Here is a 14679-nt window from a genome sequence, read left to right as displayed (position 1 = left end):
CATGAAAAGAGACAACGCCCCTTCCGCCCTGGCGGCGGTCACGGACTTCGACGGCGCCCGCAGCGCGCCGTCGCCGCAGGACCGCCTGCGTGCGCTGCGCCGCAGCGGCGCGCAGTTCCGCGAGTGGTTCCTCGACGAGCCGGCCGTGCGCTACGCCCGCAGCTTCGACCTGCTGCGCATTCCCTATCCGGCCTGGTATGCGTTCAGCGGCGTGTATTCGCAGCAGCTGCTCAAGCCGCACATGGTGCATCTGCTGGCGCGCACGGTGCTCATCCAGTTCGAGGACTTCGGGGGGCAGCTGCGCCACCTGCTGTTCACGCCGGCAGACCACGAGACGGGGCGCGATACGCCGTACTTCCGCCGCCTGAGCGAGCAGACGCCAGCCTTCCTGCATGGCACCATCGCGCCCATCCACGGCACCGTGCTGGATGCCCTGGCCAGCGTGGGCGTGGCGCCCGAGCGGATCGACTACATCACCTACGACCACCTGCACACGCAGAACCTGCGGCGCTGGCTGGGCACGGACGGCGGGCCTGGCCTGCTGCCCAACGCGCGCCTGCTGGTGCATCGGCAGGAGCTGGCGAGCGTGGCGGGCCTCTTGCCCACCCAGGCCGACTGGTACTGCCCCGACGGCCTGCGCGGCGTGGCCGGCGACCGCATCGTGCCATTCGACGGCAGCGTGCAGCTGGGCCGGGGCCTGGCGCTGGTGCACACGCCGGGGCACACCGAGGGCAACCATTCGCTGGTCTACCGCGTGCCGGACGGCCTGCGCGTGAGCAGTGAAAACGGCGTCTCGGCCGACAGCTGGGCGCCCGAGGTCTCGCGCCACAACGCCATCCGCCGCTTCGCCAAGGCGACCGGGGCCGAGGTGGTCCTGAACGGCAACACCCAGGAAAACAGCAACGACCAGTACCTCTCGATGGTGCTGGAGAAGACCATCGCGGGCACCTCGGCGTCGCACGGCTTCAGCAACGTGGTGCCGTCGAGCGAATGTTCGCCGCACTGGCTGTTTCCGGGCGCGCCCACGGGCCACCTCTGGGGCACCACCGAATCGGGACAGCTGCAGCGCGTGTGACGCCTGCGCACTGCAGGTGCACCACGCGACAAGAACAAACCCAGGAGACAACCCATGAACACGGCCACCTATGGCGCGGCTGCGGCGGCATCCGCTGCCACCGATGACACCAGCACCCACGCGCTCTACCGCAAGATCAGCTGGCGGCTCATACCGCTGCTGTTCGTCTGCTACATCTTCAACTACCTGGACCGCACCAACATCGGCTACGCGCAGCTGCAGATGAAGGCCGACCTGGGCTTCGGCGATGCGGTCTTCGGCCTCGGGGCCGGGGTGTTCTTCATCGGCTACGCGCTGTTCGAGATCCCCAGCAATGTGATGCTGGCGCGCGTGGGCATGCGGGCCACGCTGCTGCGCATCATGGCGCTGTGGGGTCTGGCATCGGCGGCCACCTTGTTCGTCACCACGCCCACGCAGTTCTATGTGCTGCGGTTCCTGGTGGGGGTTTTCGAGGCAGGCTTTGCGCCCGGCGTGCTGTTCTACCTCACGCTGTGGTTCCCGGCGCAGCAGCGTGCGCGGGCCACGGCGCTGTTCTTCATGGCCTACGGGGCGGCACCCATCGTGGCGGGCCCGCTGGCGGGACTGACCATGACGTACCTGGATGGCGCCCTGTCCCTGCGCGGCTGGCAGTGGCTCTTCGTGGTGGAGGGCTTGCCGTGCGTGTTGCTGGGCGTGCTGGCCTATCGCTGGCTCGACAACCGCCCCGAGGAGGCTGGCTGGCTCACATCGCAAGAAAAAGCCCAGGTGCGGCGCGATCTGGCGCAGGAGCAAGCCATCGGTGGCGGCGCGCCGCAGTCCTTTGGCAGCGCATTGCGCAACCCGCAGGTGTGGCTGCTGGGGTTCATCTCGTTCCTGGTGATCCTGGGTATCTACGCCATGTCGTTCTGGCAGCCCACCCTGCTGCAGTCCATGGGGCTGTCGGTGCTGCAGATCGGGTTCTACTCGGTGGTTCCGGCGGCGCTGGGCATCGCTGCCACGCTGGTGGTGGCGCGGCATTCGGATCGCACGCAGGAGCGGCGCTGGCACTTCGCCGTGGGCGCGGTGCTCGGGGCCGTGGGGCTGTCGCTGACGACCCTGTTCATGCACAGCCCCTGGGCGGCCGTGGCCTGCCTGTCGCTGTCGGCCATGGGGGTGTCCAGCGCCTTCGCGGTGCTGTGGGCGGTGCCCGCCAGCCTGCTGGCCAAGGACGCCGCGGCGATGGGCATTGCGCTCATCACCACGCTGGGCGGCACGGCGGGCGTGGTGGCGCCGGTGATGGTGGGTGCCATCAAGTCGGCCACGGGGAGCTTCAGCCTGAGCCTGTACATCCTGAGCGGCGCGCTGGTGCTGGCGGCGGCGCTGATGGTGGCCGTGGGGCCCCGCAGGCGTGTTGCCTGACGGGATGCATTTGCTATTGTTGTGATAGCTGCTAGCGCTTTATGAACAAGCGCTGGAAGCCAATTTCATTCATGTTTCCTCCGCCGCCATGCGGGCCTGGGCCCGGAGCCAGTCGCTGAACGCGAGCAGGGCGTCCGTGGCCGGGCGCGACTGCAGCCGCGTGAGCCAGTAGGCGCCCCGGTGCAGTTCTTGGACAAAGGGCCGCACCAGGCGGCCCTGCTGCAGTTCGCGCGTGAACATGCGCACCGGCAGCAGCGCCATGCCCGCGCCCTGTGCCGCTGCTTCCGCCAGGGTGAGGGACGAGTCGAACACCGCGCCGCGCACCACGGGGCAGGGGGTGCCCGCGGCCTCGAACCACGCCGCCCATTCATCGGTGCGGTAGCTGCGCAGCAGCGGTTGCCGTGCCAGGTCGGCCGCCGTGCGCATGCCGTGGGCCAGCGCGGGCGAACACATCACGGACATGGGCGCGTCCATGATGCGTTCGGCATGCGTGCCGTGCCAGGCGCCGTCGCCAAAGCGGATCGCGCAGTCCAGCCCTTCGCCCGCCATGTCCACCCGGTTGTTGTGCGTGAGCAGGCGCAGGTCTACAAAGGGGCAGGCCTGCTGGAAGTCGCGCAGCCGGGGCAGCAGCCAGCCCACGGCAAAGGTGCCCACGGCGCCCACGGTCAGCACCTCGCGCGGGCGGGTGTCGCCCAGCTTTTCCAGCGCACGTTCCAGGCTGGCGAACGATTCCACCACCACCGGCAGCAGCGCCTGCCCCTCGTCCGTCAACGCCAGGCCGCGCGGCAGGCGGCGGAACAGCGGTTTGCCCAGGCGGTCTTCGAGCTTGCGGATGTGCTGGCTCACGGCGGTCTGGGTGACGTGCAGTTCCCCGGCCGCCCGCGTGAGGTTCAGGTGGCGCGCCGAGACTTCGAACGCGCGCAGGGCATTGAGCGGAAGATGCATAAGTTTTTCTAGGGGCTGGCGGCAATTATTGTCGATGGTGCTGGGGGCTGTATCACCGTATCGTTCGGTCCTTGCTTCAACTCACCCCTCCATCTCTTATGCAAAGACGACAGTTTTCCTTGGGTTTGATGGCTGCCACCACCATGCCTATCTGGGGCTGCGCCGCTGCCGGCACCGCGGCGGACCGCGGCACCACGGCCCGCCAGTGGAATGACACGCTGGCCGGCATCGAACGCGCCGCCCAGGGCCGCCTGGGCGTGGCCATGCTGGACACCGGCTCGGGCCTGGCGCTGGGCTGGCGCCAGGACGAGCGTTTTGCCATGGCCAGCACCTTCAAGGCAGTGCTGGCGGGCTGGATGCTGGCGCTGGTGGACCAGGGCAAGGAGCGGCTGGACCACCGCCTGCACTACGGCCGCGAGGCCGTCATCGCCCATTCGCCCGCGAGCGGCCCGCGCGCGGGCGACGGCGGGGGCCTCACGGTGGGCGAACTCTGCGCCGCCACCGTGAGCCTGAGCGACAACACCGCCGCCAACGTGCTGCTGGCGCGCCATGGCGGGCCGGCCGGGTTCACCGCCTTCGTGCGCTCGCTGGGCGACACCACCACGCGCCTGGACCGCACCGAGCCCACGCTGAACGAAGCCAAGGTGGGCGACCCGCGCGACACCACCACGCCGCTGGCCATGCTGCAGACCCTGCAGAAACTGGTGCTGGGCGATGTGCTCACACCGGCGTCGCGCGCCTGGCTGCAGCGCTGGCTGGTGGAGACGAGCACCGGCGACCAGCGCCTGCGCGCCGGCGTGCCGGGCTGGAAGGTGGGCGACAAGACGGGCACGGCCGGCGACAGCGGCACGGCCAACGACATCGGCGTGTTGTGGCCCCCGGGCGGCGGCGCGCCGGTACTGGTGACCTGCTACCTCACGCGGTCCGCCGCCGCGCCGCAGCAGCGCGACGCGGCCATTGCGCAGGTGGCGCGCGCCGTGGCGGCGGCGCGCGAAACACTCAGAGCCTCTTGACCAGCACCTGGCTGCGGCGGTCCCAGTTGTACTTGCGCTTGCGCGCGTCGGGCAGCCAGTCAGGGTCCACGGGCTGGAAGCCGCGCTTGATGAACCAGTGCATGGTGCGGGTGGTCAGCACGAAGATGCTGTCCAGCCCCTGCAGGCGCGCGCGCTGCTCGATGCGCTTGAGCAGCTTCTCGCCGTCGCCCGTGCCCTGGCTTTGCGGGGACACGGTCACCGCGGCCATCTCGGCCGTCTTGGCCTCGGGGTAGGGGTAGAGCGCCGCGCAGCCGAAGATCACGCCGTCGTGCTCGATGATGGTGTAGCTGGCGATGTCGCGCTCGATCTCGGTGCGGTCGCGCTTGACGAGGGTACCGTCCTTCTCGAACGGCTCGATCAGCTGCAGGATGCCGCCCACGTCGTCGATGGTGGCTTCGCGCAGCTCTTCGAGCTTCTCGTCGATCACCATGGTGCCGATGCCGTCGTGCACGTACACCTCCAGCAGCAGCGAGCCATCCACCGCGAATGGCAGGATGTGGCTGCGCTCCACCCCGGCCTTGCAGGCCTTCACGCAGTGCTGCAGATAGAAGCCCGTGTCGGTGGGCGTCTGCGCGGTGGGCAGCGTGGCCAGCAGGGCCTGCGCGGCGGCCAGGGGCAGCTCGGTGTCGATGGGGTTGTCCTCGCTCTCGGGTTCGCCGGGCAGCATGCGGATGCCCGGCACCTCGGTCAGGAAGATCAGCTTGTCGGCGCGCAGCTCGATGGCCACGCTGGTGGCCACTTCTTCCATGCTCAGGTTGAAGGCCTCGCCCGTGGGCGAGAAGCCGAACGGCGAGAGCAGCACCAGCGCGCCCATGTCCAGCGTGCGCTGGATGCCGGCCACGTCCACCTTGCGCACCAGGCCCGAGTGCTGGAAGTCCACGCCGTCCACGATGCCCACGGGCCGCGCCGTGAGGAAGTTGCCCGAGATCACCCGCACCGTGGCGCCCGCCATGGGCGTGTTGGGCAGGCCCTGGCTGAACGCGGCCTCGATCTCGTAGCGCAGCTGGCCCGCGGCTTCCTGCGCGCAGTCCAGCGCCACCGAATCCGTGATGCGGATGCCGTGCGAGTATTTCGCCGCATGGCCCTTGGCCGCGAGCTGCTCGTTCACCTGCGGGCGAAACCCGTGCACCAGCACGATGCGCACGCCCATGGCCTGGATCAGCGCCAGATCCTGCGCGATGTTGTGCAGCTTGCCCGCCGCGATGCCTTCGCCCGTGAGCCCGATCACGAAGGTCTGGTTGCGGAACTTGTGGATGTAGGGCGCCACCGAGCGGAACCAGGGGACGAAGGTGAAGTTGAAAACGGCGGACATGGGCGGTGGAGGGCGGTGGGGTGGCCTTGGAGCGAGGGGAAAACCGGCAACGGCGGGCGGCCGCGTGCGGCCGCCAAGTCGCGCATCATAAGCATGCAGGGCTTTTGCTGTCCGGGGCAGGTGCGGGTTGGCTCCCGGTTTGTTGCCGAAACGCGGCCAGCCGGGCCGCGAAGGGCTCCAGGATCAGGGCTTCGTCGGGCCCCGTGTGGGCTGCCACCGCAATGGCCACGCCACTTCGGGCCATCAGCGTCTGCATCTCGGGCTGGGCGATCATGCCGTGGTCCAGCAGGGCCTCCACCAGGCGGGTGAGGGCCTCCCGGTGCTGGCGCAGCAGGGCGCTGGCGCGCTGGTACTGGGACTGCAGCAGTTGCTCGATGGCCGCATTGCTGGGTTCCACGTCGGTGTTGAGGTGGTTGTCCAGCTCCACCGTCACGTCGGTGCGGGACAGGCGCGTGCCAAAGCCGTGGTGGCGGATGAAACGCGCCGCTTCGGCCGTGACCTGCTTGTAGTCCTGCTCGGCGCCGGTCGTGCAGGCCATTTCGCCAAACACCAGCTCCTCGGCCACCCGGCCCGCCAGGCCCACGCACATCATGTCGAGCGCGTTCTGCCGCGTGGTGACCTTCAGGCCCGCGAAGCTGTTGTAGCCGCCCTCGAACGAGGCGATGTTGATCTTCACCTCCTGCGGGGCCTGGCCGAACAGCAGGCAGTACACCAGTCCGTGGCCGGCTTCGTGCACCGCCAGCAGGGCGCGGAAGTCGGCATTGGCGCGCTGCTTGAGGCGGTTGAGCTCCAGCGCCACCGCAAACTGCGCCTGCCGCGCCTCGCCCTGGCCGCCGAGGCCGCGCACCACCAGGTGGCGCTTGTCGGCCGCCAGCGTGATGGCGACGTCCTGTGCCAGGGGCAGCTGCTGCTCCAGCGCCCACAGCGCGGCGTTGACCAGGTTGGCGCTCAGGATCGCGTGCACCGACGAGAACAGCGGCCGCGTGCCCTGCGCCGGAAACACCGCGTTGGCATACAGCTCGTCCAGCACGTCCTGCCCGATGGCAAAGCGCACGCCGCACTGTGCGGCGATGTCGTCGCAGTAGCGCGCGCACAGGTTGCGGATGAGCTGCTCGTAGGTGGCCTTGTTGAACGAGGGGTAGATCACGTGCTCGTTGCCCAGCCGGGCGATCTGCTCGGGCTTGAAGCGTTCGCTCAGGGCCTTCTTCACGTCGATGAGCGAGAGCTTGCGCGTGAGGCGGTGGAAGATGTCGGCGTCGGTGTCGCAGTCTTCCACGCGCTGCGCGGTCTCGTGGTACATCTCGTCGAGGTTGCCGCAGACGAACACCAGCAGCTTGCTGTAGTCGGTCTCCCAGGACGACAGCGACTGCTGGAACCGCGTGAACAGCGCCTGCACCTGCGCGGGCGGCCACTGCATGATCTCGGCCAGGGGCTCCGAGAGCTTGAGCATGCGCTTGAGCTCCTGGGCATCCCAGGCGTCGAGCTGGAAGCGGTAGGGCTTCTTGCCGGCGCGCTCGTCCTCGTTGTCGTCGGCGCGTTCGGCTTCGTAATGCGCGTCGGCCAGCTTGCGCTCGATGTTGGTGAGGGCGCTCAGCGCGGGCGGCAGGCGCCCGTCGGACAGCAGCGTCCACACGTCCTGGTAGCGCTCCACCTTCACGTCGGCGCCTTTGGTGTCCACCGTGCGAAAGCGCTGGAACTCGTCCAGCACCAGCATGCCCGGCGCGCCCTCGTGGATGCCGGAGTCCGCGAGCATGCCCGAGATGGACGAGCTGCGGTAGCTCGCGCCGTGGCTGAAGCCGTCCATCTGCACCTCCACGAAGCGGTCGTAGAAGCCTAGCAGCTGCGCCAGGCGCCTCGTGAGCTGCGTCTTGCCCGTGCCGGTCAGGCCCCACAGGCACACGATCACGGGCCGGGTGATGAGCTGGGGCAGCACGTACCAGGCGCGGATGGCGTCGACCACGCGGTCGATCACGTCGTCGATGCCAAACAGCTCGGCCTTGAGCTGCGCTGCGGCCAGCGCCAGCGCCTGCTGGCGCTGGGCCAGCAGCTCCCGCTGCGCGATGGGCGGAGCGGGCCGCTTGTGTGGCGTGTCTTCGGAAAGGGTGGAAAGGTCCATGGTTTTCAATCGTTGTGTCGCATCAGTCGCTTTCGGTGAAGCGGGATGTCTGGATCGCCTTGCGCAGGGCGACGTTGTCCGCGCGGCGCTGGGCCCCGCGGGCTCGGATGTGCTTGCCTGCCGCGCTCGACAGGCTGCGCCGGGCCAATGCGGTGGCCACGGGATTTCGGGGCGGGCCCGAGGACTCGAGAACTACGACCAGGGGCTGCTTCATGCGGCGCAGCTTCTTGATCTCACCCTGGGCATAGGCCCGGGACAATTTTTTGGCACTCATGTGCACTCCACAAACAAAAAACCCCGGCAATGGAGCCAGGGCTTGCGGAGCGCGTGGGGGCGCCGGGGGCCAAGGCTGGACAGTGCGTGCGCACACAGTCCAGCCGGGGCGGTGGACGGTGGTCAGGCGGGAGCGGACAAGGGAACAAACATAGCGGTGACCTCCAGTGTTTTCAGGGGCTGCCGTGGCGGCGGGCACATGCCTGAAAGAAAGAAGCGCGAATTGTGGCGAGGCCCCCGGGGCTTGGCAAGCGCAAGGGGCCGCGAACGGCTGCATTTGTCGTGTGAAAGGAACAGTGCCGGGCAGCCCGTGCCCTGCGCCTGTGTGCTGCGGTGGCTGCGGGGCGGGCAGGGCCGGCGCTCAACCCCGCCGGCGGTAGGCCCAGCCGGCGGCGTGCATCCATTCCTCCTTGTCGCGGGTTTCCACGACCAGCTCCACCAGATCGCGGCCGTCGTTGAGCGGCACCTGCACCGCCATGCCGGCGCGGTCCGGCGACAGGGGCAGCAGGAACTGGCTGTCGTCCCAGAAGAGGTAGCCGGGAAGCTCGGGCAGCTCGCGCAGGGCGGCCGCCCCCACACCCAGGGCCAGCGGAATGGATTCGGACGCTTCGTTCGCGAGCAGCCAGGTGCTGTCCAGCCGCGATATCCACTGCGCAGGGAGCGCGGCGGTGGCGCGCGGCATCTGCTGGCCCACGGGCATGGTGACCCAGTAGTGTCCCGCCGTGGCGGGCTCGCGCGAAAGCAGGTAGCGGCGGCCGTCGGCCATCTCCCAGCGGTAGTGGGTGCGGGGCTGGGCATCCGACCACCACCACCCGTCGCTGCGCGGGCGAAGCCCCGTGCACAGCGGTGCCCAGTCCTTCGCCGGCGCGGACCAGATCCACAAGTCGATCTGCTGGCTGTCGGGCGAGAGGACTTTCAGGGGTTTCGAGGAACGGCCATAGATGCCGAGCACCGCATCGACCGCGCTGGACGACGAGGTGGCCAGCGCGGGGGCGGCGGTGGACACCTTGGGCGGCAGCGCAGGGAGCTGGCCGGTTTCCTGCAGCGCGCGCAGCAGAATGCCCTCGGCGATGGGCCCGGGCTTGAAGCTGGAGGCGCTGCCCGTGAGCAGCAGGGCCAGGCCCGCCTGCGGCAGCACGTGGAAGTCGCTGGCGTAGAACATCGTGCTGCCGCTCTTTTGCCATGCGAGGACGCCCGCGGCGCCCAGGCCCTGATGCCGCGTGCTGTCCCATCCCAGGCCGGTGTGCCAGTCGGGCGTGAGGTGAAGGTGCGTGCCCTGGCCCTGGTCGCGGCCCATTTCCAGCACGGCGGCTTTCGAGACGATGCGCCGGCCGTCGTATTCACCGCCCTGCAGGAGCATCGCGGCGAGCTTCATCATGTCGCCCGGCGTGGTGCACAGCCCGCCGGTGGCGTAGCCCATCACGAACTCCTGGCCCTGGCGCACCCTGTGGATGTACCCATGGGCGAAGCTGCCTTCGGGCAGGGGCAGCAGCGTGTAGCCCGAGCGGGCCATGGCCAGCGGGTTGAAGAGGACCGATTGCACGAATGCCGGGTAGCCTTGCCCGGTGACCGCGAGCACGATGCGCTCGACCAGCGTGAAGCCGTCGTTGCAGTAGGTCGCCAGCGCCCCGGGCGCATGTTTGAGGTGCACGCCGGCCAGCGCCGCCTCCAGCCCCGCCGCATAGCCTGACAGCGGCGCAAAGGAAAACATGTTGTGCGCGTGGGTGCCCGGCAGCCCGGAGGCATGGCTCAGCAGGTGGCGGACGGTGATGTCGCGGTAGTCTTCCGACAGCATCGTGAACCGGGGCAGATAGCGCACCACGGGGGCGTCGAGCTGCACGAGCTGGCGGTCCACCAGCACCATGACGGCCAGCGCCGCGAGTACCTTGCTGACGGAGCCGACATTGAAGCGCGTGTCGGGCGTTGCCGGGGTGGCGGACGTGTCGTCCAGCACCCCGAACGCCTCTTGCCAGACGAGGCGGTCGCCGTGCAGCAGCGCGACGGAGGCGGCCCGCGCATCGCTGCGCAGCATGGCCTGGCGTATTTCGTTGCGGCCCCAGGCCATGGTGGCCGACATCGCGGGGCCGGGGTTGCCGGTGCCCCCGCAGGCCGGCAGCAGGGGGGCCAGGGCTGCGGTGCCGGCCCATGCGAGCCAGTCGCGGCGCGAGGGTGGCGGTGGGGTGGCGCTGTCGCGGGCGGAAAAATTCGGGGCAGATGTCTGCGGGAGCATGCGGTCATTCCGGAGGGCACCCGCCACGCAGACATCTTCGGGGCGGAACCGGGGTATTACATACTGAAATCCCCGGCACCAAAAAGTGGCGTTTGACAAAAGACCGCGCAAGTGAGGGAGCGCGGGTGCTCCGTTTGGCCGCGCGCATGGCCTGTGTTGCACGGGGCCAACGCCCGCCTCGGATAATGCGTGGCTTCATGACCGAATCCGCGCCTCCCACTCCCCCCCGATCCGCCCCGCGAACCGCGCCGCTGCGCATCACCTTTCCCGAATCGTTGCCCGTATCTGGCAAGCGCGACGAGATCATGGAGGCCATCGAGAAGCACCAGGTCGTCATCGTCTGCGGCGAAACCGGCTCGGGCAAGACCACGCAGCTGCCCAAGATCGCGCTGGCCCTGGGCCGGGGCAAGTGCAATGCGCCCGCAGGCCAGAAGGGCCAGTTGATCGGCCATACCCAGCCGCGCCGCATCGCGGCCAGCAGCGTGGCCAAGCGCATCGCCGAAGAGCTGCAAACGCCGCTGGGCGACGTGGTGGGCTTCAAGGTGCGCTTCCAGGACCGGCTCTCGCGCGACGCCTCGGTCAAGCTCATGACGGACGGCATCCTGCTGGCCGAAACGCAGACCGATCCGCTGCTCAAGGCCTACGACACCATCATCATCGACGAGGCGCACGAGCGCAGCCTGAACATCGACTTCCTGCTGGGCTACATCCGCCAGATCCTGCCGCGCCGGCCGGACCTCAAGGTGGTGGTGACCTCGGCGACCATCGATGCCGACCGGTTTGCCAAGCACTTCGAGTCGGCAAAGGGGCCGGCGCCGATCATTTATGTCTCCGGCCGCACCTTTCCGGTGGAGCAGCGCTGGCGGCCGTTCGAGGACACGCGCGACTACGGCCTCAACGAAGCCATCGCCGATGGCGTGGACGAACTCTGGCAGGGCAATGCGGCCGGTGACATCCTGATCTTCCTGCCCGGCGAGCGCGAGATCCGCGAGGCCGCCGACCACCTGCGCAAACACCTGGCCCACCAGCCGGTGATGCGCAATGCCGAGGTGCTGCCGCTGTTCGCCCGCCTGTCGCAGGCCGAGCAGGACCGCATCTTCGACGGCCACACGGGCCGCCGCCTGGTGCTGGCGACCAACGTGGCCGAGACCTCGCTCACCGTGCCGGGCATCCGCTACGTGATCGACGCAGGCACGGCGCGCGTGAAGCGCTATTCTTTCCGTAGCAAGGTGGAGCAGCTGCTGGTCGAGCCCATCAGCCAGGCGGCCGCCAACCAGCGCGCGGGCCGCTGCGGCCGGGTGGCCAACGGCATCTGCATCCGCCTGTACGACGAGGCGGACTTCAACGCCCGCCCGCGCTTCACCGACCCCGAAATCTTGCGGTCATCGCTGGCCGGCGTCATCCTGCGCATGAAGTCGCTGCACCTGGGCGACGTGGTGCAGTTCCCGTTCATCGAAGCACCCTCGGGCCGCGCCATTGCAGACGGCTACCAGCTGCTGGGCGAACTCGGCGCGGTGGACGAGGCCAACGAACTCACGCCCATGGGCGTGGAGCTGTCACGCCTGCCGCTCGACCCGCGCGTGGGCCGCATGATCCTGGAGGCGCGCGACCGCAAGGCGCTCGATGAGGTGCTGGTGATCGCCAGCGCGCTGAGCGTGCAGGACGTGCGCGACCGGCCCATGGAAGCCCAGCAGCAGGCCGACCAGGCGCACGCCAAGTTCGACGACGAGAAAAGCGAGTTCAGCGGCTACCTCAAGCTGTGGAAGTGGATCAACGAGGCACGGGGCGGGGCGCCCACGCTGCCTTCTGCCCGCGCGCAGAAGGCCATGGCCCACCAGCGCGCACCGTCGCAGGCCCACCTGCCCGTGGCCCAGCGGCTGGTGGCCGCGGCGGCACCCGCGCCCGCGGTGGCCAGTGCCACCGCACCGGCGCCCACCCACAAGCTGAGCAACCGCCAGTACGAGCAGTTGCTGCGCCAGAACTTCATCAGCATCCGCCGCCTGCGCGAGTGGCGCGACATCCATACGCAGCTGCTCACGGTGGTCGCCGAGCACAAGTGGGCCATCAACAGCCAGCCCGCCAGCTACGAGCAGCTGCACCTGTCCATGCTCGCCGGGCTGCTGGGCAACATCGGTGCGCGCAGCGAAGAGGAAGACTGGTACCTGGGCGCGCGCGGCATCAAGTTCTACAAGCACCCCGGCGCCCACTTGAACAAGAAGCCCGGCCGCTGGATCGTGGCGGCCGAGCTGGTGGAGACCACGCGCCTGTTCGGGCGGGGCATCGCCGCCATCGAGCCGCAGTGGATCGAGCAGGTAGGTGGTCACCTGCTGCGCAAGCAGCTGCTCGACCCGCACTGGGAGAAGAAGTCGGCCGAGGTCACGGCGCTCGAACGGGCCACGCTCTACGGCCTGGTGGTCTACAACGGCCGGCGCATCAACTTCGGCAAGATCGACCCGCACGCCGCGCGCGAGATCTTCATCCGCGAGGCCCTGGTGGGGGGCAACTGGGAGAGCAAGCTGCCCTTCCTGGCCGCCAACCAGAAGCTCATCGCCAAGGTGGAGGAGCTCGAACACAAGTCGCGCCGCCAGGATGTGCTGGTGGACGACGAGCTGATCTATGCCTTCTACGACCAGCAGCTGCCACCCGACGTGTGCAGCGGCCATGGCTTCGAGGCCTGGTACCGCGAGGCCTCCCGCCAGCAGCCCGATCTGCTCAAGCTCACGCGCGAAGAGCTCATGCGCCACGAGGCGGCCGGCATCACCAGCAACGCGTTTCCCAAGACCGTGCGCCTGGGCGGCGTGGACTGCGCCGCCAGCTACCTGCACGAGCCCGGCGATGCGCGCGACGGCATCACCGTGACCATCCCGCTCTTCGTGCTCAACCAGGTGAGCGACGAGCGCTGCGAATGGCTGGTGCCCGGCATGCTCAAGGACAAGATCCAGGCGCTGCTCAAAAGCCTGCCGCAGCGCCCACGCAGCCGCTTCGTGCCACTGCCCGAGTCCGCTACCCGCCTGGCCGAGCTGCTGGGCACGCCCGAACGTTTTGGCACCGGCAGCCTGACCGATGTGCTGCTCAAGCAGGTGCGCGACGAGACCTCGCTCGATGTGAAGCGCGCCGACTTCAAGCTCGACATGCTCAGTCCGCACCTCTTCATGAACTTCCGCGTGGTGGACGAGCACGGGCGCCAGCTGGGCCACGGCCGCAACCTGGGTGCGCTGAAAGCGGAGTGGGGCGCCAAGGCGCGCGGGGCATTCCAGGCGCTGGCGGGACTCAAGCTCGGCGGCGCGGCGGCAGAGGATGCGAAATCTGATTCAAATATGCCTCCAGCGCTTGATGGTAAAGCGCAAGCAGCTATTAAATCAGGAGTAAGAGGTGTCACGCAGCCTGCCCAGCCTGCGAAACCCGCCAGCGCCACGCCGTCGGCCCCCGCAGGCCAGCGCTACGCCACCTGGACGTTCGGCGAGCTGCCCGAGCTGATGGAGATCAAGAAGGCGGGCCAGACGCTGATCGGCTTCCCAGCGCTCATCGATGGCGGTGACGCCGTGACCATCGAAGTGTTTGACGAGCCCGAGGTGGCAGCGGCCAAACACCGCGCGGGCCTGCGCCGTCTGTTCGCTCTGCAGATCAAGGACGCGCTCAAGTACCTGGAAAAGAACATTCCCGACCTGCAGAAGATGGCGGTGGCCTACATGCCGCTGGGTACGCAGGAAGAGCTGCGCACCCAGATCATCGACGTGGCGCTGGACCGGGCCTTTCTGCTCGACCCGCTACCCACCGACGAGTTCGCCTTCAAGCGCCGCGTGGAGGAGGGCCGGGGCCGCCTCACGCTGATCGCCAACGAAGTGGCGCGCCTGGCCGCCACCATCCTCACCGAATACGCGGCCGCCGCCCGCAAGATCAAGGACACCAAGAACGCCCCCGAGGCCACGCAGGACGCGCAGCAGCAGCTGCAGCGCCTGGTGCCCAAGAACTTCATTGCGGCCGCCCCGTGGACACAGCTGGCGCACTATGCCCGCTACCTCAAGGCCATCACGCTGCGCCTGGATAAATACCGCGCCGACCCCGCCCGTGACGCTGCCAAGCTGGCCGAGCTGCGCCCGCAAGAGCAGCGCTACTGGCGCCTGGTGGCCGAGCGCAAGGGGCAGGTTGATGCGCGCATGCAAGAGCTGCGCTGGCTGCTGGAGGAGCTGCGCGTGAGCTTCTTTGCGCAGGAGCTGCGCACGCCCCAGCCGGTGAGCGTGAAGCGGCTGGACAAGCTGTGGGCGCAGGTCAATAGCTGACGGCCGGGGCCGGTGGAGCCGGTTCCGGCGGGCACCT

9 protein-coding genes are annotated in these 14679 nt (G+C 68.8%); 4 read left to right on the top strand and 5 right to left on the bottom strand.

The genetic code is table 11. The features are described 5' to 3' along the window. The first annotated feature begins 1 nt into the window (after position 1). Together AC3RCE_RS15050 and AC3RCE_RS15045 are read left to right on the top strand one after the other, a co-directional pair. Positions 2-1075 carry an MBL fold metallo-hydrolase gene (locus AC3RCE_RS15050; RefSeq protein WP_492244860.1) on the top strand — a complete coding sequence of 358 codons (1074 nt, stop codon included), beginning with the start codon at positions 2-4 and terminating at the stop codon, positions 1073-1075. A gap of 54 nt (positions 1076-1129) precedes the next feature. Then, positions 1130-2452 carry an MFS transporter gene (locus tag AC3RCE_RS15045; RefSeq protein ID WP_492244859.1) on the top strand — a complete coding sequence of 441 codons (1323 nt, stop codon included), beginning with the start codon at positions 1130-1132 and terminating at the stop codon, positions 2450-2452. A 69-nt stretch (positions 2453-2521) separates the two neighbouring features. Here the strand turns inward: AC3RCE_RS15045 and AC3RCE_RS15040 are convergent, their stop codons facing one another. Then, the gene (locus tag AC3RCE_RS15040) at positions 2522-3397 is read right to left on the bottom strand and encodes a LysR family transcriptional regulator (protein WP_492253363.1); all 876 of its coding nucleotides are present in this window, start codon (positions 3395-3397) and stop codon (positions 2522-2524) included. Between the two features lie 98 nt (positions 3398-3495). Here AC3RCE_RS15040 and blaACA point away from each other — a divergent pair, with 98 nt between their 5' ends. Continuing rightward, positions 3496-4410 carry an ACA family class A beta-lactamase gene (gene blaACA, locus AC3RCE_RS15035; protein ID WP_492253362.1) on the top strand — a complete coding sequence of 305 codons (915 nt, stop codon included), beginning with the start codon at positions 3496-3498 and terminating at the stop codon, positions 4408-4410. Here the strand turns inward: blaACA and argA are convergent. The 4 genes from argA to AC3RCE_RS15015 all read right to left on the bottom strand — a co-directional run bounded on the left by argA (position 4397) and on the right by AC3RCE_RS15015 (position 10362). Then, positions 4397-5743, bottom strand: coding sequence for an amino-acid N-acetyltransferase (gene argA, locus AC3RCE_RS15030; RefSeq protein WP_218294715.1), 1347 nt, complete (start codon positions 5741-5743; stop codon positions 4397-4399). The genes blaACA and argA overlap by 14 nt on opposite strands. 85 nt (positions 5744-5828) lie before the next feature. Beyond that, a complete protein-coding gene (locus tag AC3RCE_RS15025) occupies positions 5829-7859 on the bottom strand; it encodes an AAA family ATPase (RefSeq protein WP_492253361.1) in 2031 nt (676 codons plus the stop codon). Between the two features lie 22 nt (positions 7860-7881). Next, positions 7882-8133: a hypothetical protein gene (locus AC3RCE_RS15020; RefSeq protein ID WP_218294716.1), complete on the bottom strand. Its 252-nt coding sequence runs from the start codon at positions 8131-8133 to the stop codon at positions 7882-7884. A gap of 360 nt (positions 8134-8493) precedes the next feature. Beyond that, positions 8494-10362, bottom strand: a complete 1869-nt coding sequence (locus AC3RCE_RS15015) for a serine hydrolase domain-containing protein (RefSeq protein WP_492253360.1) — start codon at positions 10360-10362, stop codon at positions 8494-8496. A 197-nt stretch (positions 10363-10559) separates the two neighbouring features. Here AC3RCE_RS15015 and hrpA point away from each other — a divergent pair, with 197 nt between their 5' ends. Next, complete coding sequence (hrpA, locus tag AC3RCE_RS15010) at positions 10560-14642, top strand: ATP-dependent RNA helicase HrpA (protein ID WP_492253359.1); 4083 nt, start codon at positions 10560-10562, stop codon at positions 14640-14642. Positions 14643-14679 lie beyond the last annotated feature (37 nt).

It is taken from the genome of Acidovorax sp. GW823-FHT05D11 (genome assembly GCF_058795695.1).
Note: the sequence above shows the minus strand (reverse complement) of the source record. Positions and strands in the feature narration are given on the sequence as shown.